The sequence below is a fragment of the Pseudomonas sp. Pseusp10 genome (assembly GCF_059492225.1).
In genome coordinates, this window is the sequence record NZ_CP168528.1 from 214,082 (window position 1) to 237,013 (window position 22,932).

At 62.0% G+C, this 22,932-nt stretch carries 23 protein-coding genes; 7 read left to right on the top strand and 16 right to left on the bottom strand.

Going from position 1 to position 22,932, the window contains the following annotated elements; all coding sequences use genetic code 11:
- Positions 1-121 precede the first annotated feature (121 nt).
- The 3 genes from metF to rhlE2 all read left to right on the top strand — a co-directional run bounded on the left by metF (position 122) and on the right by rhlE2 (position 4,063).
- Positions 122-967, top strand: a complete 846-nt coding sequence (gene metF / locus ACEN8Z_RS00915; protein WP_108229597.1) for a methylenetetrahydrofolate reductase [NAD(P)H] — start codon at positions 122-124, stop codon at positions 965-967.
- 192 nt (positions 968-1,159) lie between these two features.
- Complete coding sequence (locus ACEN8Z_RS00920; RefSeq protein WP_495596498.1) at positions 1,160-1,975, top strand: substrate-binding periplasmic protein; 816 nt, start codon at positions 1,160-1,162, stop codon at positions 1,973-1,975.
- A 222-nt stretch (positions 1,976-2,197) separates the two neighbouring features.
- Positions 2,198-4,063 carry an RNA helicase RhlE2 gene (gene rhlE2 / locus ACEN8Z_RS00925; protein ID WP_495596499.1) on the top strand — a complete coding sequence of 622 codons (1,866 nt, stop codon included), beginning with the start codon at positions 2,198-2,200 and terminating at the stop codon, positions 4,061-4,063.
- Between the two features lie 177 nt (positions 4,064-4,240).
- Here rhlE2 and ACEN8Z_RS00930 read toward each other — a convergent pair whose 3' ends face one another.
- The 3 genes from ACEN8Z_RS00930 to ACEN8Z_RS00940 all read right to left on the bottom strand — a co-directional run bounded on the left by ACEN8Z_RS00930 (position 4,241) and on the right by ACEN8Z_RS00940 (position 7,443).
- Positions 4,241-4,834, bottom strand: a complete 594-nt coding sequence (locus tag ACEN8Z_RS00930; protein ID WP_310056186.1) for a YceI family protein — start codon at positions 4,832-4,834, stop codon at positions 4,241-4,243.
- Positions 4,835-4,866: 32 nt separating this feature from the next.
- Positions 4,867-5,418: a cytochrome b gene (locus ACEN8Z_RS00935; protein ID WP_495596500.1), complete on the bottom strand. Its 552-nt coding sequence runs from the start codon at positions 5,416-5,418 to the stop codon at positions 4,867-4,869.
- 261 nt (positions 5,419-5,679) lie between these two features.
- Positions 5,680-7,443 carry a flavin monoamine oxidase family protein gene (locus ACEN8Z_RS00940; RefSeq protein ID WP_495596501.1) on the bottom strand — a complete coding sequence of 588 codons (1,764 nt, stop codon included), beginning with the start codon at positions 7,441-7,443 and terminating at the stop codon, positions 5,680-5,682.
- A 223-nt stretch (positions 7,444-7,666) separates the two neighbouring features.
- On the opposite strand from ACEN8Z_RS00940, the gene ACEN8Z_RS00945 reads away from it, so the two are divergent.
- Positions 7,667-9,073 (top strand): adenosylmethionine--8-amino-7-oxononanoate transaminase, encoded by a 1,407-nt coding sequence (locus tag ACEN8Z_RS00945; RefSeq protein WP_495596502.1) that lies wholly within the window; start codon positions 7,667-7,669, stop codon positions 9,071-9,073.
- Between the two features lie 145 nt (positions 9,074-9,218).
- A complete protein-coding gene (locus ACEN8Z_RS00950) occupies positions 9,219-9,938 on the top strand; it encodes a 16S rRNA (uracil(1498)-N(3))-methyltransferase (protein ID WP_495596503.1) in 720 nt (239 codons plus the stop codon).
- Positions 9,939-10,028: 90 nt separating this feature from the next.
- Here the strand turns inward: ACEN8Z_RS00950 and ACEN8Z_RS00955 are convergent, their stop codons facing one another.
- From ACEN8Z_RS00955 to ACEN8Z_RS00965, 3 genes are read right to left on the bottom strand one after another with little or no spacing between them, the layout of a single operon-like run.
- On the bottom strand, positions 10,029-10,931 hold the full coding sequence (locus tag ACEN8Z_RS00955; protein ID WP_495596504.1) for a transporter substrate-binding domain-containing protein: 903 nt from the start codon (positions 10,929-10,931) through the stop codon (positions 10,029-10,031).
- 29 nt (positions 10,932-10,960) lie between these two features.
- Positions 10,961-11,311 (bottom strand): RidA family protein, encoded by a 351-nt coding sequence (locus tag ACEN8Z_RS00960; protein WP_495596505.1) that lies wholly within the window; start codon positions 11,309-11,311, stop codon positions 10,961-10,963.
- A 27-nt stretch (positions 11,312-11,338) separates the two neighbouring features.
- Positions 11,339-12,580, bottom strand: coding sequence for a D-amino acid dehydrogenase (locus ACEN8Z_RS00965; protein WP_495596506.1), 1,242 nt, complete (start codon positions 12,578-12,580; stop codon positions 11,339-11,341).
- Positions 12,581-12,689: 109 nt separating this feature from the next.
- On the opposite strand from ACEN8Z_RS00965, the gene ACEN8Z_RS00970 reads away from it, so the two are divergent.
- Positions 12,690-13,607, top strand: a complete 918-nt coding sequence (locus ACEN8Z_RS00970; protein WP_495596507.1) for a LysR family transcriptional regulator — start codon at positions 12,690-12,692, stop codon at positions 13,605-13,607.
- A gap of 121 nt (positions 13,608-13,728) precedes the next feature.
- Here ACEN8Z_RS00970 and trhA read toward each other — a convergent pair whose 3' ends face one another.
- The gene (gene trhA, locus ACEN8Z_RS00975; RefSeq protein ID WP_495596508.1) at positions 13,729-14,346 is read right to left on the bottom strand and encodes a PAQR family membrane homeostasis protein TrhA; all 618 of its coding nucleotides are present in this window, start codon (positions 14,344-14,346) and stop codon (positions 13,729-13,731) included.
- Between the two features lie 131 nt (positions 14,347-14,477).
- Between trhA and ACEN8Z_RS00980 the strand changes: the two genes are divergently transcribed.
- The gene (locus ACEN8Z_RS00980; protein WP_008001122.1) at positions 14,478-15,392 is read left to right on the top strand and encodes a LysR family transcriptional regulator; all 915 of its coding nucleotides are present in this window, start codon (positions 14,478-14,480) and stop codon (positions 15,390-15,392) included.
- A gap of 93 nt (positions 15,393-15,485) precedes the next feature.
- Here the strand turns inward: ACEN8Z_RS00980 and madM are convergent, their stop codons facing one another.
- The 9 genes from madM to mdcA are packed head-to-tail and all read right to left on the bottom strand — an operon-like array spanning position 15,486 to position 22,736.
- Positions 15,486-16,250, bottom strand: a complete 765-nt coding sequence (madM, locus tag ACEN8Z_RS00985) for a malonate transporter subunit MadM (RefSeq protein WP_495596509.1) — start codon at positions 16,248-16,250, stop codon at positions 15,486-15,488.
- A 1-nt stretch (position 16,251) separates the two neighbouring features.
- Entirely contained in the window at positions 16,252-16,668 is a 417-nt protein-coding gene (gene madL, locus ACEN8Z_RS00990) for a malonate transporter subunit MadL (protein ID WP_008001124.1), read from the bottom strand.
- 57 nt (positions 16,669-16,725) lie between these two features.
- The gene (mdcH, locus tag ACEN8Z_RS00995; RefSeq protein ID WP_495596510.1) at positions 16,726-17,637 is read right to left on the bottom strand and encodes a malonate decarboxylase subunit epsilon; all 912 of its coding nucleotides are present in this window, start codon (positions 17,635-17,637) and stop codon (positions 16,726-16,728) included.
- A complete protein-coding gene (locus ACEN8Z_RS01000) occupies positions 17,634-18,254 on the bottom strand; it encodes a malonate decarboxylase holo-ACP synthase (protein WP_495596511.1) in 621 nt (206 codons plus the stop codon). Before ACEN8Z_RS01000 ends, mdcH begins: the two co-directional genes overlap by 4 nt.
- Complete coding sequence (gene mdcE, locus ACEN8Z_RS01005; protein ID WP_495596512.1) at positions 18,248-19,051, bottom strand: biotin-independent malonate decarboxylase subunit gamma; 804 nt, start codon at positions 19,049-19,051, stop codon at positions 18,248-18,250. The genes ACEN8Z_RS01000 and mdcE overlap by 7 nt, the downstream gene beginning before the upstream one ends.
- Positions 19,048-19,899 (bottom strand): biotin-independent malonate decarboxylase subunit beta, encoded by an 852-nt coding sequence (locus ACEN8Z_RS01010; protein WP_495596513.1) that lies wholly within the window; start codon positions 19,897-19,899, stop codon positions 19,048-19,050. The genes mdcE and ACEN8Z_RS01010 overlap by 4 nt, the downstream gene beginning before the upstream one ends.
- Positions 19,892-20,191 (bottom strand): malonate decarboxylase subunit delta, encoded by a 300-nt coding sequence (locus tag ACEN8Z_RS01015; RefSeq protein WP_008001147.1) that lies wholly within the window; start codon positions 20,189-20,191, stop codon positions 19,892-19,894. The genes ACEN8Z_RS01010 and ACEN8Z_RS01015 overlap by 8 nt, the downstream gene beginning before the upstream one ends.
- Positions 20,191-21,066, bottom strand: a complete 876-nt coding sequence (locus ACEN8Z_RS01020) for a triphosphoribosyl-dephospho-CoA synthase (RefSeq protein ID WP_495596514.1) — start codon at positions 21,064-21,066, stop codon at positions 20,191-20,193. The genes ACEN8Z_RS01015 and ACEN8Z_RS01020 overlap by 1 nt, the downstream gene beginning before the upstream one ends.
- On the bottom strand, positions 21,066-22,736 hold the full coding sequence (gene mdcA, locus ACEN8Z_RS01025) for a malonate decarboxylase subunit alpha (RefSeq protein ID WP_057712930.1): 1,671 nt from the start codon (positions 22,734-22,736) through the stop codon (positions 21,066-21,068). Before mdcA ends, ACEN8Z_RS01020 begins: the two co-directional genes overlap by 1 nt.
- Between the last annotated feature and the right edge of the window lie 196 nt (positions 22,737-22,932).

Here is a 22,932-nt window from a genome sequence, read left to right on the forward strand (position 1 = left end):
CGATGGACGTCAACGATAACGCGTGCTGTCTGGATAAACGCGCTGCCTTTACGTTTTTCGCGAGCAAGCTCGCTCCTACAGGGAGCCTGCGTCCGGCTTACGTGTTTCCAAGGATATGACCATGTCCCAAGATCGTCGCTACAGCTTCGAGTTCTTCCCTACGAAGACCGATGCTGGGCAAGAAAAGCTGCTCGCCACTGCTCGCCAGCTGGCCACCTACAACCCCGATTTCTTCTCCTGCACCTACGGCGCCGGCGGTTCGACCCGTGATCGCACGCTGAACACCGTGTTGCAGCTCGAAAGTGAAGTCAAAATCCCTGCCGCTCCGCACCTTTCCTGCGTGGGCGATAGCAAAGCTGACCTGCGCGGCCTGCTGGCCCAGTACAAGGCGGCCGGCATCAAGCGTATCGTTGCCCTGCGCGGTGACCTGCCTTCGGGCATGGGCATGGCCAGCGGTGAAATGCGCCACGCCAATGACCTGGTTGAATTCATTCGTGAAGAAACCGGCGATCACTTCCACATCGAAGTCGCCGCCTACCCGGAAATGCATCCGCAAGCGCGCAATTTCGAAGACGATGTCGCCAACTTCGTGCGCAAGGCCAACGCTGGCGCCGACAGTGCGATCACCCAGTACTTCTTCAACGCCGACTGCTACTTCTACTTCGTGGAGCGCGTGCGGGCATTGGGTGTGAACATCCCGATCGTGCCGGGCATCATGCCGATCACCAACTACAGCAAGCTGGCGCGTTTCTCCGATGCCTGCGGTGCGGAAATCCCGCGCTGGATCCGCAAGCAACTGGAAGCCTATGGCGACGACACCCAGAGCATTCAGCGCTTTGGCGAACAGGTCATCACCGAGATGTGCGAACAACTGCTGCAGGGCGGCGCTCCGGGGCTGCACTTCTACACGCTGAACCAGGCTGAAGCGAGCCTGGCGGTGTGGAAAAACCTGAAGTTGCCGCGTTAAAAGTCGTTAAAGCAAGATCAAAAGATCGCAGCCTGCGGCAGCTCCTACAGAGAAATGTGTATTCCCTGTAGGAGCTGCCGCAGGCTGCGATCTTTTGCTTTCAACGCACTATTAATGTGCGGCAACCCACGGAGTTAGAGCATCTGCGGTCAGTTTCTGGCTCTTTCCGGTTTCTCGTCGTAATCTCAAGCCATGCCTTTGATCACGCAGTTAATCGCCGTGCTTATCTTCACTTGCCTGAGCTTCGCCGCCCGGGGCGAGAAGCTGCGCATTGTCACGGAACCGTGGGCGCCTTACGTATACGAAGACAACGGCATATCACTGGGTCTGGACTACGAAACCACCGCGATTGTCTTCAAGCGCCTGGGCATTGAAGTGGAATGGCAGTTTCTGCCCTGGAAACGCTGCCTGTCGATGCTTGAATCGGGTCAGGCCGATGGCGCGCTGGACATCTTTCACAGCGACGAACGTGATGCGACCCTGCTCTACCCCAGCGAACCCCTGTCTGAAGTCCAGTTCGTGATGTTCTACGCCAATGAGCGGCCCCATCCGTTTCACACCCTTGATGAATTGCGCGGCCTGACTATCGGCACCTCGCCGGGTTACCTGTACAGCAAGGACTTCAGCGATTCGACGCTGTTCACCCGCGAGCCGGCCCCCACCCATGAAGCCAACTTCGGCAAACTGGTACGCGGGCGGATTGACCTGCTGATTACCGACCGCCGGGTCGGCCAGCATTTGCTCGACGAACTGGGAATCCGCGACAAGATCACCGAAAACCCCACGATCATCAGCCAACAAAGCCAGTTTCTCGCGGTACGGCGCAATGCAGGCATGGATCTGCTGGTGCAGCGTTTCGGTGCCGAACTCAAGCGTTTCAAGCGCGAGCCCGCCTACGCTGAACTGAGTGCCCGCTACGGCGCGGAACCGGCCGCCAGCGTGAAGGCTGAAAAGACCACGGCTGCCACGGAAAAAACCGTTGAGCAGCAGGAAAGCGGCGCGCAGTGATTGCTCTGTTATACTCCGGCCTTCCCGCCAGGCTCACGCCCGGACGCTCGGAATCATTAAAGGCATCTCGACCCCGCTACTGCGCAGCTTTCAGCCCGCGCGAGCGCTTGCAGACGAGCCTTCGAGACCCAGCAGGACCGGACGGGATAGCGTCTCCTTAAACGCCATTCGCGCCAGGCAAGACTCCCATTGGGCCAAGCCCTAACTAAAACAGGATTTCTCATGTCCTTTGCTTCCCTCGGTCTCTCCGAGGCTTTAGTCCGCGCCATCGAGGCGGCGGGCTATACCGAGCCTACTCCGGTGCAACAGCGGGCCATTCCCGCCGTGTTGCAAGGTCGCGACCTGATGGTCGCGGCACAGACAGGTACTGGTAAAACCGGCGGTTTCGCCCTTCCGATCCTGGAGCGGTTGTTCCCCAACGGTCACCCGGACAAATCCCAGCGTCACGGCCCGCGCCAGCCGCGCGTGCTGGTCCTGACCCCGACCCGCGAACTCGCAGCGCAAGTGCATGAAAGCTTCAAGGTCTATGCCCGCGACCTGAAGTTCGTCAGCGCCTGCATCTTCGGCGGTGTCGGCATGAACCCGCAGGTTCAGGCCATGTCCCGTGGCGTGGACGTGCTGGTGGCCTGCCCTGGCCGCTTGCTCGACCTCGCCGGCCAAGGCAGCGTCGACCTGTCCCACGTGGAAATCCTCGTGCTGGACGAAGCCGACCGCATGCTCGACATGGGTTTCGTCCATGACGTGAAGAAAGTGCTGGCGCGTCTGCCGGCCAAACGCCAGAACCTGCTGTTCTCGGCGACCTTCTCCAAAGACATCACCGACCTCGCCGGCAAGCTGCTGCACAACCCGGAACGCATCGAAGTCACGCCGCCGAACACCACGGTCGAGCGCATCGAACAGCGCGTGTTCCGCCTGCCGGCCAGCCACAAACGTTCGCTGCTGGCGCACCTGATCACCGCTGGTGCCTGGGAACAGGTGCTGGTGTTCACCCGCACCAAGCACGGCGCCAACCGTCTGGCCGAGTACCTGGACAAACACGGCCTGAGCGCCGTCGCGATCCACGGCAACAAGAGCCAGAACGCCCGCACCAAAGCCCTGGCCGACTTCAAGGCCGGTACTGTGCGCATCCTGGTCGCCACCGACATCGCCGCTCGCGGCCTGGACATCGACCAGTTGCCCCACGTGGTCAACTTCGAACTGCCAAACGTCGATGAAGACTACGTGCACCGTATCGGTCGTACCGGCCGTGCCGGTCGTTCGGGCGAGGCGATTTCGCTGGTAGCCCCGGACGAAGAAAAACTGCTGAAAAGCATCGAACGCATGACCAAACAGAAAATCGCCGACGGCGACCTGATGGGCTTCGATGCGAGTGCTGTGGAAGCCGAGAAACCAGAAGTGCGCGAGCGTCCGGACATGCGTAACCCACGCAACCCACGTGGCCCGCGCGGCGACGGTCCGAACGGCAGCGGTGGCGGTCGCAAGGACAAAGGCAAGGACAAGGGCAAGGAAAAACCCGCGGGTGAGCGCGGTGAGCGTCCGGCCCGTCAGCAAAAGCCTCGCGAAGGTACCCCGGCCCGCGAACAGCGTCAGCCGAGCCAACCACGTGCCGCCGCTGACCGTGCCCCGGACGAGTTCCTGGACGACGATATCGATAACTTCGGTAACCGCGTCGACTACGTGCCGCAGCAGAAACCTGCCCAGGGCCGCGGCCGTCGTCCGGGCGCTCCGGCACAAGGCACAGCCGCCGGTTCCGGCGCTCCGCGTGGCGGCAAACCACAGGGTGGTCGCCAGAACGGTCCGCGCAACAGCGATGGCGCCAGCACCGGCACCCCGCCAGCCAAGCGCAGCGGTCCACGCAGCGGCGCGCCACGTGATGGCCAGGCCCGCCGCGAAGACTCGCGCAATCGCCGCCCGGCCCGTGACGATCAGCCTCGTTCGGAACCGGCCGTGCAAAACCCGCGTGGCAATGCGCCGAAGATCATGCACAAGGAGTCCAAGGCAGACCGCTTCCCGACACCTGAGCAGCTGGATCAACTGCCAAGCCGCCCTCGTGGTGAGAAACCAGCGCTGCTGACCCGCAATCGCTGAGTTATCGCCGCAATAGAAAATGCCCCGAACCGAAAGGTCCGGGGCATTTTTTATGGCTGATGAAGTCCTGTAGGAGCGAGCCTGCTCGCGATGGTCGTCAACGATAACGCTGGAAGCCCGATGCTCCGCGGCGCTCTCAGGTCCATCGCGAGCAGGCTCGCTCCTACAGTCTCAGCATTACTTCGCTTTGATACCTTCAAAACTGACGTACAGATCGACTGCGTCAGACTGTGGACCCAGGTCCATCATCTTGCCGAAATCGGAACGCTTGATGCTGGTAGTGCCCTCGAAGCCTGCACGGTAGCCGCCCCATGGATCCTTGCCTTCACCCAGGAAAGTGGCCTTGATCACGACTGGCTTGGTTACGCCAGCAATCGTCAGGTCGCCGGCCACGTCGGCCGTGTCTTTGCCAGCAGCGTTTTTACCGGTGGCTTTAACGCTGGTGGACACGAACGTGGCCTTGGGGAAATCAGCCACTTTCAGGAAGTCTTTGCTGGAGACGTGCTTGTCACGTTCGGCATTGTTGGTGAAGACGCTGGCGGGGTTCACGTTGAACTCGATCTTGCTGTCTTCAGGCTTGGCAGCGTCGAAGCTGAACTTGCCGTCCATGGTCTTGAAGGTACCGGTAATGTAGCTGTAGCCCAGGTGGCTGATCTTGAAGTTGACGAAGGCGTGCTGGCCTGTTGTGTCTACAACGTAGTCCGCAGCCATCACATTAGCGGACAGCAGGGCCGAACCGATTGCCAGGGCGGCGAGAGTCTTTTTCAACATGCTTTGTTTTCCTTGGGAGTCGAGGTTGAACTTCAGGCTTTGCGACCCAGCATTCGCTTGAGGGTCACATCATGGTCGATAAAGTGGTGCTTCAATGCTGCCAACGCATGGAGGACGGAAAAAATTACCAGCACCCACGCCAGGTAGAGGTGAATCGCACCGGCGTTATCTGCCTGGTCCGGCAGTCCGGAAACCAGGGCAGGCACTTCAAACCAGTCAAACACCGGTATTGCGGCACCTTCTGCGGTGGAAATCAGGTAACCGGCAATCATCACAGCGAACAGACAGAGATACAGAAAGGCATGGCCGAACATGGCGGCCAGACGCGTCATGCGGCTGTAGCTGGCCAGGGTTGGCGGCGGCGGGCTGATAAAACGCCACAACACGCGCAATACCATGACCCCCAGCAAGATCAAACCAATGCTCTTGTGCAGATCCGGCCCGGTCTTGCGCCATGGGTCGTAATAACCGAGGCCGACCATCCACAACCCGAGGGCGAATAAACCGAATACGGCCAGAGCCACGCCCCAGTGCATGAAGATGCTGACCCAGCCGTAGCGGGAGGTAGAGTTACGTAGCTGCATTGCCTAGATCCCTGTAAGTGCTGGCCCAAGACTATCGAGTTATCCATCGAATTAAAGCCGAAAATTTCGCTTTGAAATATCGAGAAATACGATCAAGAGTCTGAAATAGGCGAGTTAAGAAAAGATTAAAGGCCAATGTGTATACAAAAATGTAGCCCAACTCAATAACACTTCCTGCAGATGGTTTATTCGATTGTGAATGCGGATTTCTCCAGGCATAAAAAAACGCGGCATTTACGCCGCGTTTTTTTGTCCCAGGGCTTATTGCGCCTTGGTATCCGTTGCCGGTATCACTGCGGGTTTGGCCGCTGGCTTCTTGGCCGGCTCGGCTTTCTTGGCAGGTGCCTTGGCCGGGGTTTTTTTCGCTTCGGTCTTGGCTGCCGGTTTCGCCGGGGCTTTGGCCGGAGCCTTCTTGGCTGGCTCGGCTTTTACCGGTGCCGCAGGCTTCGGTGCTTCCACCGGTGCCGGAACGGCAGTCGGGGCTGGCGCCGGAGCAGGCGGTGCAACAGGCTCAGGTGCCTTGACCGGTACCGGCTTCTTCACGTCATCCGAGCCGCCGAACAGATTGCTGAAGAAGTTGCCCTTCTTCGCCGCCACCGCACCAGCACCCGCCGCTGCGGCAGCTGCCGGAACCACTTTCGCCGGTTCAAACGACTTGCCGGCCGCCAGGTCTTCAACCTGGCTGGCTGCACGCTGACCGGTACGCAATGCACCTTCCAGGGTGCCCGGATACAGGGTGTCAGTGTGTTCGCCGGCGAAAGTTACACGCTGGACCGGACGTTCCCACAGGCGCCAGAATTTGCTGATCTGGCCCGGACCGAAGGCCAGGTAAGCACCGCCAGTCGACGGGTCGGTACTGTAACGACGGATTTCATAACCGGTGAACGAACCGCGTGCCTGTGGATAGAACGTGTGCAGGCGGATCAACACCTGATCGACCATCTGCTTGTCGCCGAACGCCTGCATCACCCGCGCGTTGTCGCCGGACAGGTTGATCACCACGTTGGCACCGCCCTTCAGGGCAGGCTCGATCCACAACATGCCCAGGCCGGTGTTGCTGTAGACCTCGCCGGACATGCGCGCCTTGCTTTCCCACACCGGCGTCTTGAACTTCAGCATGATCTGGTCACGCCAGCCGTAGTTGGTACCCTTGATCGCCGCCAGGTGCTGGGCGTCCAAAGCCGGAGTCATCTGAATCTTGTTCAGGGCGCGCAATGGTACGGCCAGCACCACGTAGTCAGCCTGATAGCTGACGCTGTCGACTTTGACGGTCACGCCGTCCTTGTCCTGAACGATCGCCGAGACCGGGGAGCTGGTCTTGATGATCTTCAGTTGTTTGACGAAGGCCTGCGCCAGCACCGGGCTGCCACCGACCAGACGCGAAGCACGCAGGTCACGATCGGAAACGCCACGGTAAACGCGGCTCTGCTGCGCGTAATACAGCAGCGACAAGCGCGAAGGCTCGTCGTAGCGGGTACGGATCTGCTGGTTGATCAGCTGGCGCGCGGTGGCCGGCAGGTTCTGCTTGTCGAGCCAGCTCGACACGTTGACCTGATCCAGCGCGTGCAGGGTGTTGTTGGCGGCCGGGTTCTGCGGGTCGTCGATCGAGCGCGCCAGATCATCCAAGGTCTTTTCGTAGCGCTTGAGCGCTTCGGCAGTGGCCGGCTCCTTGGTGGCAAGATCGGCAGCGCTGTAATACACGCCGTCGATCAGGTAGCCAGGGGTCCGCACGAACTCAGGTGCCGGCGTGGTGCTCAGCTTGAAGTTCGAAACGTACTTGTTCAGCACCGGTTGGGTCTTGTCATTGCCGATCCACTCGCTGGTGGCCATGCCGGAACGACCGCCCAGGCTCGACTTGGCTTCCAGCAGGGTGACCTGCCAGCCCTTGTTCTGCAGCTCATACGCGGCAGTCAGACCCGACAGGCCGCCGCCGACCACGATCGCGGTTTTATCCTTGGCCAGCGCAGACACGCTGAACAGCCCCAACATCACCAGCGCACAGGCGCGCAGCCAACCGACAGACATTCAGCGAACTCCGTAATTACACGAGGAAAACAGCAGTTTTTGCGAGCCAGACGACCCAAGAACCGCGAAGGATACGTTAGCCTTCTGACGCCCGCCAGCAACGTCTATCGACCTGCACAACGTAGTTCATTCGACACAATGGGTTGTTCCCGTGACACGCATTGCATAGGCTTGCGCGATTGTTTGTCCGCGCGTCTCACGGACCGCCTCCAGGAGAGTGAAAATGGGCCTGAATAATCAGTGGATGCAACGCGATCTTGCCGTGTTGTGGCATCCCTGCACCCAGATGAAAGATCACGAACAACTGCCGCTGATCCCGATCAAGCGCGGTGAAGGCGTGTGGCTGGAAGACTTCGAGGGCAAACGCTACCTCGATGCGGTCAGTTCCTGGTGGGTCAATGTATTCGGGCACGCCAACCCGCGGATCAACCAGCGCATCAAGGACCAGGTCGATCAGCTCGAACATGTGATCCTTGCCGGCTTTAGCCATCAACCGGTGATCGAGTTGTCCGAGCGTCTGGTGAAGATGACGCCGGCAGGTCTGACCCGGTGCTTCTATGCCGACAACGGCTCATCCTGCATCGAAGTCGCGCTGAAAATGAGCTTTCACTACTGGCTCAATCGCGGCCAGCCGAACAAGAAACGCTTCGTCACCCTGACCAACAGCTACCACGGCGAAACCATGGCGGCGATGTCGGTGGGCGACGTGCCGCTGTTCACCGAGACCTACAAAGCGCTGTTGATGGACACCATCAAGGTGCCGAGCCCGGACTGCTACCTGCGTCCCGAGGGCATGAGCTGGGAGGAGCATTCGCGCAACATGTTCGCGGCCATGGAACAGACCCTGGCCGAGAACCATGACAGCGTCGCGGCGGTGATCGTCGAGCCGCTGATCCAGGGCGCCGGTGGCATGCGCATGTATCACCCGGTGTACCTCAAGCTGCTGCGCGAAGCCTGCGACCGCTACGGCGTGCACCTGATCCACGACGAAATCGCCGTCGGCTTCGGCCGCACCGGGACGATGTTCGCCTGCGAACAGGCCGGTATCCGCCCGGACTTCCTGTGCCTGTCCAAGGCCCTGACCGGCGGCTATCTGCCGCTGGCGGCGTGCATGACCACCGACGAGGTCTACAGCGCGTTCTACGACGACTATCCGACCCTGCGCGCCTTCCTGCACTCCCACAGCTACACCGGCAACCCGCTGGCGTGCGCGGCGGCCCTGGCGACCCTGGATATCTTCGAAGAAGACAACGTCATCGAGAACAACAAGGCCCTGGCGCAGCGCATGGCCTCCTCCACCGCGCACCTGGTCGATCACCCGAATGTCTCCGAAGTGCGTCAGACCGGCATGGTGCTGGCCATCGAGATGGTCAAGGACAAGGCCACCAAAGAAGCCTACCCATGGCAGGAACGCCGTGGCCTGAAGGTGTTCCAGCACGCCCTGGAGCGCGGAGCCTTGCTTCGTCCATTGGGTAGCGTGGTGTATTTCCTGCCGCCGTATGTGATCACCCCGGAGCAGATCGACTTCCTGGCCGAAGTGGCCAGCGAAGGGATCGACATCGCCACCCGTGACAGTGTCAGCGTGGCGGTGCCGAAAGACTTCCATCCGGGGTTCCGTGATCCGGGTTGATTGATTTCACCTAAGCTTCAGCGCTGACTGGACTACCGTCATCGCGGGCAAGCCCGCTCCCACAAGGATTTGCACAGCACCTGTGGGAGCGGGCTTGCCCGCGATGACGGCCCCCAGACTTTCACACCTTTTTCAGAGACCCCGAATGAGACTGTCCCGCTTCTTCATCGACGCCCCCTTGAGCACCGGCGAGCACGAGTTGCCCGAGGCCCAGGCCCATTACATCAGCCGCGTGCTGCGCATGGCCGAGGGCGATGTGTTGCAGTTGTTCGACGGTTCGGGCCAGGAGTTTCGCGCCAGGCTGGTCGAAGTCGGCAAAAAGCGCGTCGTGGTGCAAATCGATGAAAGCTTCGCCGGACAGGTCGAGTCGCCGCTGCAAATCCATCTCGGCCAGGGCCTGTCCCGGGGCGAGCGCATGGACTGGGCGATTCAGAAAGCCACGGAACTGGGTGTCACCGAAATCACCCCGATCTTCACCGAACGCTGCGAAGTCCGGCTCAAGGACGAGCGCGCCGACAAACGCCTGCTGCACTGGCGCCAGGTGGCGATCAGCGCATGCGAGCAGTGCGGGCGTTCACAGGTACCGGTGATTCATCCGCCGCTGTTGCTGGCTGACTGGTTGAAGCAGACACAAGCCGGATTGAAGCTGGTGCTGCACCCGGTGGCCGAACCGTTGGTGAGCCACGCCAAACCTTCAAGTCTGGCATTCCTGATCGGTCCCGAGGGCGGTTTATCCGATGCCGAAATCGATCAGGCCAAGGCCAGCGGCTTCCACGCCGCCCGCCTCGGTCCACGGGTGCTGCGCACCGAAACCGCACCGGTTGTTGCACTGGCGGTGGCCCAGCAACTCTGGGGTGACTTCTAGTGCCTCTTCGCGAGCAAGCCCGCTCCCACATTGAAATGCACTTTCCTGTAGGAGCGAGCTTGCTCGCGATGGCAGCACCCAGGTCTGGCGCTACTGCACCGGATCGCTCACCGGTTTGGCAATGATCGCCTTGAGTTCGCTGGTCATCGGGAACTCAAGGTTCAAACCCTTCGGCGGGATCGGCTGCTCGAACCAGCGTTTGTAGATGCCATTGATCTCGCCCGAGCTGTACAGATCCGCCAGCGCGCCGTTGACCAGCGCCAGGAACTGCGGATCATCCTTGCGTACCATGCAGCTGTAGATCTCCCGCGATTGCTCCTCCCCGACCACCACCCACTTGTGTGGGTCATGGGCCTTCGCGCGCTCGCCGTAGAGCAGCGCATCGTCCATGTAGAATGCCGCCGCCCGGCCCGACTGCAGCATCTGGAAGGCTTCGCCGTGGTCCTTGGCACTGATCACGAACATGTCGATCTTGTGATCGAAGTTGTAGCTTTTCAAGAAGCGCTCGTTGGTGGTGCCGGCGGTAGTCACCACGTTCTTGCCACGCAGGTCGGCGAAGCTCTTGATCCCGCTGTCCTTGGCGGTCAGCAACTGGCCTTTGACGTAGATGAAGCCGTAGGAGAACGCCACCTGTTTCTGCCGTTCGGCGGTCACGCCGGTGGAACCGCACTCCAGGTCAACGGTGCCGTTCTGCACCAGTGGAATGCGGGTCTGCGAGGTCACCAGGTTGTACTTCACCTTCAAGTCCGGCAGCGCCAGTTGCTGCTGGATGCGCTCGACGATCTTGCCCGCCAGATCCACCGAGTAACCCATCGGCGTACCGCTGTGATCACCCACGTAGGAGAACGGCACTGAAGCATCGCGATAGCCCAGGGTGATGCTGTTGGCGCTGGCGATCTTGCTCAGGGTGCCGGTCAGCGGCGCTTCATTGGCCTGAACCTGACCGCCGAGCAACAGGCCAAGCGTACAAGCGAGCAACGTGATTTTTTGCATTGTTATTCTCCGTTGTGGGTGTTGGTTTATCAGACGCGTACAGCGATGACGGTGATTTCCACCAGCACCTGCGGGCGGGCCAGTTCAGCCTGCACAGTGGTGCGGCTCGGTGCCTGTCCCGGCGATAGCCAGGCCGACCAGACCTCGTTCATCGCGGCGAAATCCTCAGTGATGTTCTTCAGGTAAATGGTCGCGCTGAGCAGATGATCCTTGTCACTGCCCGCCTCGGCCAGCAAGGTATCGATTTTCGCCAGCACTTCGCGGGTCTGGCCGCTGGCATCCAGAGCATCGCCCGGCACCTGCCCGGAGAGAAACACCAGGTCGCCAAAGGTCACGGCGCCAGACAGGCGCGAGTTGCTGCGCAGTCGGGTAATGGTCATTGCAGTGTCCTCCTTAGAAATCAGTATTCAGGCGGCCCGGTGGTTGAAACCCTGCAGGTCGATGGAAGGCCGGCGCTCGCCGATCAGTTCACTGAGCAATCGCCCGCTGCCGCATGCCAGGGTGAAACCCAGCGCGCCGTGGCCGAGGTTGAGCCACAGGTTGCGGTACGCCGTCGCGCCCAGCAACGGCACGCCGTTGGGGGTGGCCGGGCGCATGCCGGCCCATTCGACGGCTTCGTCATAGGCGCCGGCATTTGGAAAGGTGTCATGGGCCTGGCGCTTGATCAGTGCCAGGCGCCTGGGGTCCGGCGCGGAGTCGAAGCCGACGATGTCGACCATCGCCGCCACCCGCAATTGCTCGCCGATGCGCGCGTAGACGATCTTGCGGTCGTAGTCGGTGATGCTTACGTCCGGCGCCCGGTGACTGGCGCCGATCGGCACGGTCAGGCTGTAGCCCTTGAGCGGATAAAGCGGCAGTTGCAGTCCGGGCAGCGCCAACAGCGGACTGCGGTGGCCGGCGGCGATCACCAGTTGATCGACCGGCACTACTTGCTCGCCCAGTTCGATGGCGTTGACGCTGCCGTTGCCGTGGCGAATGCCAGTCACCGCTTGCCCGAGACGAAACTCGCAACGGCCGGACGCTCGCAACCGGGCGGCCAGTTGCTGGCAGAAACCGTGGCAATCGCCGACCTCTTCGTCCGGGGTGTAGATCGCCCCGACAAAGGGTGCATCGATCAGCGCCGGCTCCAGTTGCGCGCATTCGGCCGGCGACAACACCTGCTGTTGCTGCGGATCGGCCAAGCCCTGGCACGCATGCTCGAAGCTGCTGTTCTGGCGGAAAGTCACCAGTTTGCCATTGCGCCGCCACTGGAATCCCGCCAGTCCATCGTCCTCGCGCCAGGACTTCAAAGTGTCCTGGCTGAACAGCGCCAAACGCAGCAAGTGCGCGGCGTTCTCACGGTTGACCGAGCGGCGGCAGGCGCCAAGGAACGACGCCATCCAACGCCACTGGGCCGGGTCGAAGCGCGGACGCAGCTTCAGCGGTGAATCGCCGCGCAGCATCCAGCCGATGGCCTGCAAAGGCACACCGGCGTCGGCCAGGGGCGCGACATAGCGATAGGACAACTGGCCGCCGTTGGCGAAGCTGGTTTCGCTGCCCAGCGAGTCCCGTGCCTCGACCACCGTCACCTGCAAGCCGTCGCGCACCAGCGCATAGGCCGTTGCCAGGCCAATCACGCCGCCTCCGATGATGCACACACGCTGAGCCATGTCCGTCCTTAAAACCGTTGTGAAGACGAGGCCAAGGTTAGAGCCAGGTGACAGGCGTTGAACAATGCATAAAGATGGCAAACCCATAAACAAAGGTTATGGACTTGCCATGCGCCTTCGTCACATCGAGATTTTCCAGGCCATCCGCCAGACCGGCTCGATCAGCGCTGCCGCGCAATTGCTGCACGTCTCGCAGCCGGCAGTGAGCAAGGTGTTGCAGCACGCCGAGCAACAATTGGGCTTTGCGCTGTTCCTGCGGGTACGCGGAAAGTTGCAGGCAACGCCGGAAGCGCTGGAGCTGGAGCGCGAAGTGGACAAGGTCAGCGAAAGCCTGCAAGGCGTGCGACGCCTGGCCCAGAGCCTGCGCCGCGAGCCCGGCCACAGTCTGCGCATCGGCGCCACCCCGGCGCTGGCCCTGTCATTGCTGCCGCCGGCCATTCACGAATGGACCGGGCGTTACCCGGACATCGTCTGCGAACTCTCCAGCGCCCACAGTCGCGAACTGGTGCAGAACCTGTTGATGCGCGAAGTGGATGTCGCCCTGACCCTGCAATGCCCGGATCACCCAGGGCTCAAGGCCCAGGCGCTGGCGGCCGGCGTGCTGGTGGCGCTGGCGCCCGACGGTTTCTGGCCGGCAGCCGACGCCGGCCAGCCACTGCCGCTGATGGCGCTGGCGAATGCGCCGCTGATCGGGCTGTCCAGCGCCGATCCGTTGGCCGCGCGGCTCGACTTTTATCTGGAAGCCGTCGAGCCGCCGCCCCGGATACGCATCGCCGTACAGACCTATTCACTGGCCCGGGCCATGGTGGAATCCGGTGCCGGCCTGGCGGTGATCGACCCGTTCACCGCCCTCGGCGCATCACCGGGCACCACGACCATCCGCCCGCTGGCCCCGCCACTGCCGATCACCCTGTACGCCGTGACTCGCGCCAGCGAACCACTGCCGCACACGCTCAATGACCTGTTGCAGATCTTCAGCCGCCGCGCCCGGGAGCAATTGGAGAACCTGAGCCCTGCGCAACCCTGAAGCCTGATGAACAACCTGTGGGAGCGGGCTTGCCCGCGATGGCGGTGGATCAATCAACATTTCGATCGACTGACACGCCGTCATCGCGAGCAAGCCCGCTCCCACAAAGGACTGTGGTGATTTACAGGACGTAGAACAGAATCGCCACAAAGTGCAGCAGGCTCCCGGCGATCACGAACAGGTGCCAGATCCCGTGGGCATGTCGCAACCGATGGTCGAGGGCGAAAAAGATGATCCCCACGGTGTACAGCACGCCGCCCGAGGCCAGCCACACAAATCCGGCGGTGCCCAGCGCCGCGAGCAACGGCTTGACCGCCACCAGTACGATCCAGCCCATCACCGCGTAGATCACGATCGACAGAATCCGCGCTTCGGAACGCGGCTTGATCTCTTGCAGGATGCCGATCAGTGCCAGGCCCCAGACAATCCCGAACAACGTCCAGCCCCACGGCCCGCGCAGGGTCACCAGGCAGAACGGCGTGTAGCTGCCGGCGATCAACAGGTAGATCGAAAAGTGATCGACCTTCTGCATAATCTCTTTCTTGCGCCCGCGCACGCTGTGGTACACGGTCGAAGCGCTGTAAAGCACCAGCAAGGTAAAGGCGTAGATCGCCATGCTGACAATCTTCCACGGACTGCCGTCGAGACTGGCCAGCACAATCAGCCACACCCCTCCGACAAACGCCGCCACTGCCCCGACCAAATGCGTCCAGGCGTTCAATCGTTCCCCGTGATACATGCGTTGCTCACCTCGAATTTCATTGCCGCAGAGCGCAAGGCTCAGGTTTCAAGCGTAAAAGCGCAATGTTTCTGTACGACGGGCCCGGAGTAATTGGGCACAATCGAGTCATTCCAAAAAGAGTCCGCCCCATGCTGATCGATGAAGAGTTGACCCTGAAAAAACTCGAGGTGTTCCTGGCGTTCATGCGCACTGGCAACCTGGCGCGGGCCGCTGCCGAGTTGCAAACCAGCAACGTCAGCGTGCATCGGGCGATCCATTCCCTGGAAAGCGCCCTGCGCTGCCCGTTGTTCAAGCACGAAGGCCGCAGCCTGACGCCGCTGGAAAGCGCTTATGTGCTGGAGGAACGGGCGCAGAAGCTGATTCAGGACGTCGTCGAAAGTGTGCGCCTGACCCGCGAAGCCGCCGGGTTCTCGGCTGAGCGTTTCAAACTGGGCTCACTGTATTCCCTGACGGTGAAGACCGTGCCGCAGTTGATCATGGGTTTGAAGATCCGCCGCAGCGAGCTCAACATCGACCTGATTCTGGGCTCCAATATCGACCTGCTCTACAAGCTCAAGAACATGGAAGTCGATGCGATCCTGGTGTCGCTGGACGACAGCGTCAACGACCCGGATTGCGAGCAGATCCCGCTGTTTTCCGACGACATCTTCCTCGCCACCCCCGCCGACTCGAAGTTTGCCCAGCGAACCGAAGTCGACCTGGCCGAGGTCCGCGACGAAACCTTCATCACCCTGACCCAGGGCTTCGCCACCCATCAGGACGGCAAGCGGGTTTTCGAGCAGGCGGGGTTCGAGCCGAAGGTGGCGATGCAGGTCAACGACATCTTCACGCTGCTGAGCATGGTCAGTTCGGGCGTGGGTTATGCGTTGCTGCCGGGGCGGATTGCGGCGGTGTACGAGAACCGGGTGAAGCTGATCCCGTTGCAGGAAAAGTACCGCTTGCAGCAACACATTGGCGTGGTGTTCCTGAAGGCCAAGGAGCGCGATCCGAACCTGCTGGCGTTGCTGGCGGAGTGTCGGATGTATGCCAATCGGCAGGCTTGAAACCGTGTCGCCCCCATCGCGGGCAAGCCCGCTCCCACAAGGATTTGCACAGCACCTGTGGGAGCGGGCTTGCCCGCGATGGCGTCGGTACGGTCAGCCCACAATCCCGCGAACAATGAAGAACAACAGCGAAGGCCCCAGCAAGCACCCAAGCCCGGTGTGGAAGGTCGCAGTCAACGCGCCATAAGGCACCAGGCGCCGATCCGTCGCCGCCAGCCCCGCCGTCACGCCGCTCACAGTGCCGGCCAATCCACCAAACACCATCGCCGAACGCGGATTGTCCAGGCCCATCCAGCGCGCCGCCATCGGTGTACCGACCATCACCAGAATTGCCTTGATCAGACCGGTGGCAATCGACAGCGCCACCACATCGGAACTGGCGCCAATGGCCGCTCCAGTCACTGGCCCGACGATGTAAGTCACTGCACCTGCGCCAATCGTAGTCATGCTCACCGCGTCGCGATAACCGAACGCCCAGGCCATGCTCGCGCCGACGATAAACGGCAGCACCGTGCCCAACAGCAGCGCGATCACGCCGATCAAGCCGGCCTTTTTCGCTTCCGTGGCCTGCACCTCGAATGCCGTGGCGACGATGGCGAAGTCCCGCAGCATGGCGCCGCCCATCAACCCGATGCCGGAAAACAGCGTCAAGTCCGCCAGGCCTTTTTGCCCGCCGGTCATCGTGCCGCCGACCCAGGCCAGTACCAGGCCGATGACGATGGCAATGGCAGAGCCGTGAATCCGTCCGAAGGTCAGGCGTTTGGAGAGAATTACCGACACCCACATGATGATGCCGACGAAAGCGAATGCGGTGACCAGACTGTTAGTTGCCAGGCCTTTCTCAAAGAGTTCCCACATATCAGCGACCTCCTGCCGGTGCGCCAACCGACGTTACATCCACCGGTTCATCGGGCAAGGGTTCGCCTTTGTGGGTCCGGCTGATCAGGGCAATGGTGCAACCGCAAACCACCACCGAACCGATCGCCGCCAACACCGCCACCGGACCACCGTGCAGCGCCGTGACCACGTTTTGTTGCGCCGCCATCGCCACCACTACCGGAATGTACATGGCGCCCCAGAAGCCGACGCCCAGCTCGCAATCCCTGGTCATGCCGCCATGCCTGTGCATCCACAGCCGTGCGCAAATCAGCAGGATCATCGCGATCCCGACACCGCCGACGTTTGACTTCACACCCAGCAACACACCGAGCATGTCACCCATGATCACCCCTGCCAGCGTACAGATCGCCAACAGCGCCACACCGTAAATAATCATTGTTGTAGTCCTCAAAGTGCATTTCGAATGTTGTTTTTGTTGTTCGAAGCCTGAGTTTTAGGAGTGGCGGCTTCCCTCCTCTCGCATCAGCGCCTGCAAGGTATCGAGCCGTGCACCGTCGAAGGCAATCACGGTGCCTTGCTCGAACACCCGGCGCGCCAGCCCGGTCAGCACCGCACCGGGCGGCAGTTCGATCTGTAGACGCACGCCGCGCTCGTAGGCGCTTTGTACCGTGCCGCGCCAATCGATGATGCGGCACATGTTGAAGGCCAGGTCGTCACGCAGGGCTTCGGGCTTGATCAGCGGACGCGCACGACTGCCGCTCAGGTAACCGGTCTTCGGTGTGTGCAGCGGCACTTTGGCGAAGGCTTCGGCCAGTCGTTGCGCGGGGGCCTCAAGCAATGGGCAATGGGACGGCACGCTGACTGCCAGACGCTTGGCCAAGCCAGCCCCGCAACCTTTCGCCAATTCGGCCACCGCTTTCATCGCCGTATCGCTGCCGGCAATCACCACTTGGTTATCGGCATTGATATTGGCCAGATAAACCGGCATTTCTGCGCTATGCACCCGGGCCAGCAGTGCCTCCACCGTGGCCAGGTCCAGACCGATGATCGCAGTCATTCCGTAGCCCTGTGGATAAGCCTGCTGCATCAGCTCACCGCGCAGGCTGACCAGATGCAACGCATCGCTGAAACTCAGCACACCGGCCACCACCGCTGCCGGGTAAGCGCCGATCGACAATCCGGCCACGTAGTCCGGGGTCATGGCCAACTGGCGTGAAGCGGCGACGCCGGCGATCAGCAGGCACAGCTGAACCGCCCTCGTCGACTGCAACGCCTCGGCAGAATCCAGTCGCGTGACATCTTCACCGAGCAGATCGCTCGCCTCGTTCAGCGTTTGCCGAGGCAAGCGCGCCAGCATGCCCGGCTGCTGCGCGCCCTGACCGGGGAACACCAGCAAGCTGCTCACGCTGCCTGCTCCTGCGGGTTCCACGGGTCAGTCACCAGACTGGCTTGAGTGGCATTTTTCAACAGGACCCGCGACGAAGCACCGGCCCACTCGCGCAGGGCGACGGCGCCAAATGGCGTCTGCAACTGCATGTCCACGCGGCACTCGACAGTATCGAGCACAGCGACCAAGGCTCGCGCTTCGATGCGGGTCAATGAACACGGTGTACGCAGAATCAGGTCGAGATCGCTGCCCTCGTGCAATGCGGCAAATCCGCTGGCCAACTCGAACCCGGCACTGCCGCTGACACCCCAGGTCCAACCGCTGTCATCGAGGTGTGGGCGAAGTTGCGCCAAGGCTTGCAGCGCCGGGAAATCGCGTTGGCCTTGAACATGGCAGAGTTCTTCCGGCCGCACCCGCCGCGTGATGGCAGCGACTTCCATCCGTGTCGCAAAGCGCTGTTCACGCAGCGGCCCACGCACGCCCACCGCCACTTGTCCCGCCGCGCTCAAGGCGCGACGGACCACCACCGGCTGACCCGCACTGAGCGACTCGATCACCCACGCAGGCGCATCCGCAGGCAACTGCTGCACGGTCATGCCCCACAGCAGATCATGGGCCAGAAACGTATTCACCACTGCGCTCTCAGCAATTGGCGAACCTTGCTCGACGCTGCACGATTGCTCGCACCGAGGCGACCACTCAGATCACGACCACCGGCAGCCACATCGCCAATCGCCTGATGCAGGCACTCGGTGACCCGCACCAGATCCGCCGCAGTCGGCTGCTCGATCTGCTCCACCGACAAGGTTTCCCACAACAGCCCGAGGCTGGCATAGCTGTCGATGTCATAAGCCATCGGCGGCACGCTGGCCGCCAGGGCTTCGAGCTCTTCGACGCTGCGCAAGGTCACCCGCGCCGCCGACGCCTTGCCCATGGCATGCACCATCACTCCCGGATCGCGCAGGGCGATCAAGCGATTGGCCTGATAGCCGTGGGCCAGGAACGCCCCGGACATCGCCTTGCCCACCAGCAAACCGATCACCGCATGGCCGGCCAGACGAGCACGAGCGTAACTGCCCGCCGCTGCGGCCAGCGCCTGATGAATGCCGAGGGCTTCCTCGCGTCGGCCGTAAGCCTGGCTAGGCACGTCGACGATGGCGACCAAGGCGCGTTTCTGCGTCTTGTCCTGATCGGCGGCGATGACTTCATCCACGGCCTTGGCCAGGCCCCAGCCTTCGAGCAAACCCACTTCACCATTACGTGCACGGACGAAGCGGTTTTCCGGGTCGGCCACCACCGCGATGAAACGCACAGGCTGATCGCCGAGCACACCGTCCGCGACCTTCAGCGAAGCCGGCAAACCCTCGACCGCTTTCGCACCAGCACTCAAGGCGTTGAACCAGTTAAAGCCTCGCAGGGAACAGGCACTCATGAGCGCTCTCCTTGATACAGATCGCGAACCACTGACGGCTCGATTTGCGGTTCGGTGTTCAGACGCGCCAACCGTTGCAGAAACAAATCGGCCTGACGGCTGCGCGGTTGGGCAGGCAAACCTTGCTCAAGCAACTCGCTGACTTGCTGGCGAATCTGCATCACATCGTCATCGGCATAACGATCCACCAAACCGCTGGCGAAACGCTGTTCACCACCGGTCAGGCTCCAGATGAAGGGCCGGTCGCGGGAGTCGTACTCTTCAAGCCCGGCCTCCTGTTCAATCACCTGCGGACCATTCAGGCCCAGCCGCGCTTCCTGGGTCACCAACAGATAGCTGCACAACCCGGCGGCAATCGACATGCCGCCAAAACAACCGACACTGCCCGCCACGACTCCGACCACGGGCTGGTACTGCTGCAAGTCGACAATCGCCGCGTGAATGTCAGCAATCGCCGCCAGACCAAGGTTGGCTTCCTGCAAACGCACACCGCCGGTTTCCAGCAGCAGCACGGCACTGGTCGGGATGCCGTTGCGGTTGTCTTCGGCGGCCAGTTCCAGGGCACCGGCGATTTTTGCCCCGCCGACTTCACCGAGGCTGCCCCCTTGGAACGCCCCTTCAATGGCCGCGATTACCACCGGCAAACCGCCGAGGCTGCCCTTGGCGATGACGACACCGTCGTCGGCCTGGTGTACCACACCCTGGCGCGACAACCATGGCGACATGACGCGCTGGAACGGATCGAGCAACTCGCGAAAGGTGCCCGCGTCGAGCAGAGCCCTGGCCCGTTGCCGGGCACCGAGTTCGACGAAGCTGTGCTTGTTGAGCAGGGATGCGCTGTCAGTCATGGCCGATCTCCTCGAAGCCCTGTTCCAGACGCAGACGCACCACGCCGGGTGTCGCGCCGAAATCGTGAATGTCGATGGCCATCGCCGGCGGCGTCTGGCCGTCGAACATCCGTGCGAACAGATGCTGCCAGCGTTGTTCACTGCCATTGACCGAGGTCTGCACGTTGATCGTCAGCTTGCCGGCCTGACCCGGTTCGATCAGCACTTCCAGATCACCCGAGCCGACACAACCCACCAGGGTGCGGCCACGTGGCGGCTGCCCGGCGGGGAATTCAAAGGATAAGGTTTCCATCAAAAAACTCCCTGGATAAGGCTGTCGCCCGACTCGATACGGTCGATGAACAGGCAGGCTGCGAGCAGGTCGGCAGCACCGCCGGGCGAGGCATTCAATGCGATGAGTTGTTGGTCCAGCTCATGCAGGTGGCGACGTCCGGCGAGGCTGGAACTGCCACCCGCATCGAGCACCGCCTGGGCGCCCCGTTGCATGGTGCTCAGGCCTTGTTCACCGGCGCGGTAAAGCACGCAGGTGTCGGCCAGATTCGTCATGATCGCCAGCAGCGCATCGAGCCTGGCGTTCTGCTCGCCATGACCGGCTGCACGACTGCGCAAGAGTTGCGGCAGAGCGCGTTGGGTCACTGCCGGAAAACCGAGTTGCGCTTCCTCACGGGCGCCTCGTGCGCCGTAGCGTTGGGCGACTTGAGCGCCATGACTGAGCGGGCGCGGTGCGTAACGGTCGTCGAGCAGAGCGAGGCGCGCCGCACGAATCGATACGCTGCTTGCAGCCGTGGATTCAGGGTCCAGCGCAGCGGCAGTGACCAACAGGCCCAAGGCCCAGATCGCCCCGCGATGAGTATTCACGCCGCCCGTGGTGTCGAGCATCGCTTGCTCGCCTTCGCGACCGATCCGGCCGACGGCCTCGCGCAGGGGCAGGCCAATCTCACCGAACGCTATCGCGGCATCGGCCATCGCCCTGAAGGCTGGCCACAGGGACAGTGCCGAGGCGTGCATCAGCCCCAGGTGCAAATCGGTGTGGGCGCCATTGCCGCGACGGTCGACCAGTGCCGGTTTCGGCGACAGATCAGCCTCGTCGATCAGCGCGTCCACCGCGAAGTCCGCCAGCCGCTCGGCCAGGCTCAGGGTTTTGGGTTGCAGGTTGAGTGCGTGCATTACCAGCTCCTGAACTTGGCGGGCGGGTTGTAGAGGCCACCGGACCACTCCACCAGATCGGCCACGCTTTTCGCCGCGAGCAATTCGCGGGTGGCGTCGGTGCGGCGGATGCCGAGGTCTTCGGGCAAGGCGATCAGGCCTTCGCGGCGCATGCGCGCGGTGTCTTTGGGGTTGTGACGCAGGCCGATGGCGGTCACCCCGGCAACAGCGGCGATCATCGCCTGGCGTTCTTCCAGCGAGCGGGCCTTGTACAGGTAGGCGATGCCTTCTTCGGTCAACAGGTGGGTCACGTCGTCGCCGTAGACCATGATCGGCGCCAGTGGCATGCCGCTTTTCTTCGCCACATCGACCGCATCGAGGGTTTCAACGAAAGTCGGTTTGCCGCCCTCCTGGAAGGTTTCGACCATCTGCACCACGAGTTTCTTGCCGCGCTCGAGCATCGGTTCGGCCACATCCGTGTTGCGCATGTCGAGCCAGGCGGGCGTGCCGTGACGGCGACCGCGCGGGTCGTGGCCCATGTTCGGTGCCCCGCCGAAACCGGCCAGGCGCCCGCGAGTCACGGTGGAGGAGTGGCCGTCGCCATCGACTTGCAAAGTCGCGCCGATGAACAGGTCCACGGCGTATTGCCCCGCCAGCTGGCTGAACATCCGGTTCGAACGCAGGGAGCCATCGCGCCCGGTAAAGAACACATCCGGACGCGCCGCAATGTAGTTTTCCATCCCCAACTCGGTACCGAAGCAATGCACGCTTTCGACCCAGCCGCTTTCAATCGCCGGAATCAGCGTCGGGTGCGGGTTGAGCGTCCAGTTGCGGCAGATCTTGCCTTTGAGGCCGAGGGATTCGCCGTAGGTCGGCAGGATCAGTTCGATGGCCGCGGTGTTGAAGCCGATGCCGTGGTTGAGGGATTGAACGTTGTGTTTTTCGTAGATGCCGCGGATCGCCATCATCGCCATCAGCACGTGCACGGGCTTGATGTGCCGTGGGTCGCGGGTGAACAGCGGTTCGATGTAGAACGGTTTGTCGGCCACCACCACGAAGTCGACCCAGGACGCTGGAATGTCAACGCGTGGCAGGTCGCTGACGTCATCCACCAATTGGTTGACCTGGACGATGACGATGCCGTCGCTGAAGGCCGCCGGTTCGATCAGTGCCGGGGTGTCTTCGGTGCTTGGCCCGGTATAGATGTTGCCGGCGCGGTCGGCCATGAACCCGGCCGACAGCACGACGTTGGGGATCAGGTCCACCACCAGCCGCGCGTAGAGTTCGATGTAGGTGTGGATCGCACCGACTTCCAGCAGGCCGTCTTCGAGCAACTGACTGATGCGCAGGCTTTGGGTGCCGGCAAAGGAAAAGTCGAGCTTGCGAGCGATGCCGCGTTCGAACAGGTCCAGGTGCTCGGCGCGCCCGACGCTGGGCATGATCATGTGCAGGTCATGCAGCTTCGCGGGGTCGGCCTTGGCCAGGGAGCGCGAAAGGAAATCCGCCTGCTTCTGGTTGTTGCCTTCGAGCACCACACGGTCGCCGGGCAGGATCAACGCTTCAAGCGCTGCGACGATGTTGTCGGTGGGCAACACCACACCGTCGGCAAGACCTCGCACCAGCTCGAGGCGCCGCTGCTTTTCGCTGCGCCGCCGCGTCCATCGCGAGTCGGGGGATATTGTTGTTGTCATGACCACTCCACGGGTTCGCTGTCGTGGGGGTCACATTAGGAGTGTCGGGTGGGGGCATCAATCAAGCAGAGTGGTGGATCGTTACGCTCAGGTTAATGGTTGTCTGGACTGACGCCATCGCGGGCAAGCCCGCTCCCACATTGGATCCGCGGCGAACAAAAATCCTGTGGGAGCGGGCTTGCCCGCGAAGGGGCCG

Coding starts and splice junctions, on each gene's coding strand:
- metF (WP_108229597.1), top strand. CDS start 122: ATGTCCCAAGATCGTCGCTACAGCTTCGAGTTCTTCCCTACGAAGACC.
- ACEN8Z_RS00920 (WP_495596498.1), top strand. CDS start 1,160: ATGCCTTTGATCACGCAGTTAATCGCCGTGCTTATCTTCACTTGCCTG.
- rhlE2 (WP_495596499.1), top strand. CDS start 2,198: ATGTCCTTTGCTTCCCTCGGTCTCTCCGAGGCTTTAGTCCGCGCCATC.
- ACEN8Z_RS00930 (WP_310056186.1), bottom strand. CDS start 4,834: ATGTTGAAAAAGACTCTCGCCGCCCTGGCAATCGGTTCGGCCCTGCTG.
- ACEN8Z_RS00935 (WP_495596500.1), bottom strand. CDS start 5,418: ATGCAGCTACGTAACTCTACCTCCCGCTACGGCTGGGTCAGCATCTTC.
- ACEN8Z_RS00940 (WP_495596501.1), bottom strand. CDS start 7,443: ATGTCTGTCGGTTGGCTGCGCGCCTGTGCGCTGGTGATGTTGGGGCTG.
- ACEN8Z_RS00945 (WP_495596502.1), top strand. CDS start 7,667: ATGGGCCTGAATAATCAGTGGATGCAACGCGATCTTGCCGTGTTGTGG.
- ACEN8Z_RS00950 (WP_495596503.1), top strand. CDS start 9,219: ATGAGACTGTCCCGCTTCTTCATCGACGCCCCCTTGAGCACCGGCGAG.
- ACEN8Z_RS00955 (WP_495596504.1), bottom strand. CDS start 10,931: ATGCAAAAAATCACGTTGCTCGCTTGTACGCTTGGCCTGTTGCTCGGC.
- ACEN8Z_RS00960 (WP_495596505.1), bottom strand. CDS start 11,311: ATGACCATTACCCGACTGCGCAGCAACTCGCGCCTGTCTGGCGCCGTG.
- ACEN8Z_RS00965 (WP_495596506.1), bottom strand. CDS start 12,580: ATGGCTCAGCGTGTGTGCATCATCGGAGGCGGCGTGATTGGCCTGGCA.
- ACEN8Z_RS00970 (WP_495596507.1), top strand. CDS start 12,690: ATGCGCCTTCGTCACATCGAGATTTTCCAGGCCATCCGCCAGACCGGC.
- trhA (WP_495596508.1), bottom strand. CDS start 14,346: ATGTATCACGGGGAACGATTGAACGCCTGGACGCATTTGGTCGGGGCA.
- ACEN8Z_RS00980 (WP_008001122.1), top strand. CDS start 14,478: ATGCTGATCGATGAAGAGTTGACCCTGAAAAAACTCGAGGTGTTCCTG.
- madM (WP_495596509.1), bottom strand. CDS start 16,250: ATGTGGGAACTCTTTGAGAAAGGCCTGGCAACTAACAGTCTGGTCACC.
- madL (WP_008001124.1), bottom strand. CDS start 16,668: ATGATTATTTACGGTGTGGCGCTGTTGGCGATCTGTACGCTGGCAGGG.
- mdcE (WP_495596512.1), bottom strand. CDS start 19,051: ATGAGTGCCTGTTCCCTGCGAGGCTTTAACTGGTTCAACGCCTTGAGT.
- ACEN8Z_RS01010 (WP_495596513.1), bottom strand. CDS start 19,899: ATGACTGACAGCGCATCCCTGCTCAACAAGCACAGCTTCGTCGAACTC.
- ACEN8Z_RS01015 (WP_008001147.1), bottom strand. CDS start 20,191: ATGGAAACCTTATCCTTTGAATTCCCCGCCGGGCAGCCGCCACGTGGC.
- ACEN8Z_RS01020 (WP_495596514.1), bottom strand. CDS start 21,066: ATGCACGCACTCAACCTGCAACCCAAAACCCTGAGCCTGGCCGAGCGG.
- mdcA (WP_057712930.1), bottom strand. CDS start 22,736: ATGACAACAACAATATCCCCCGACTCGCGATGGACGCGGCGGCGCAGC.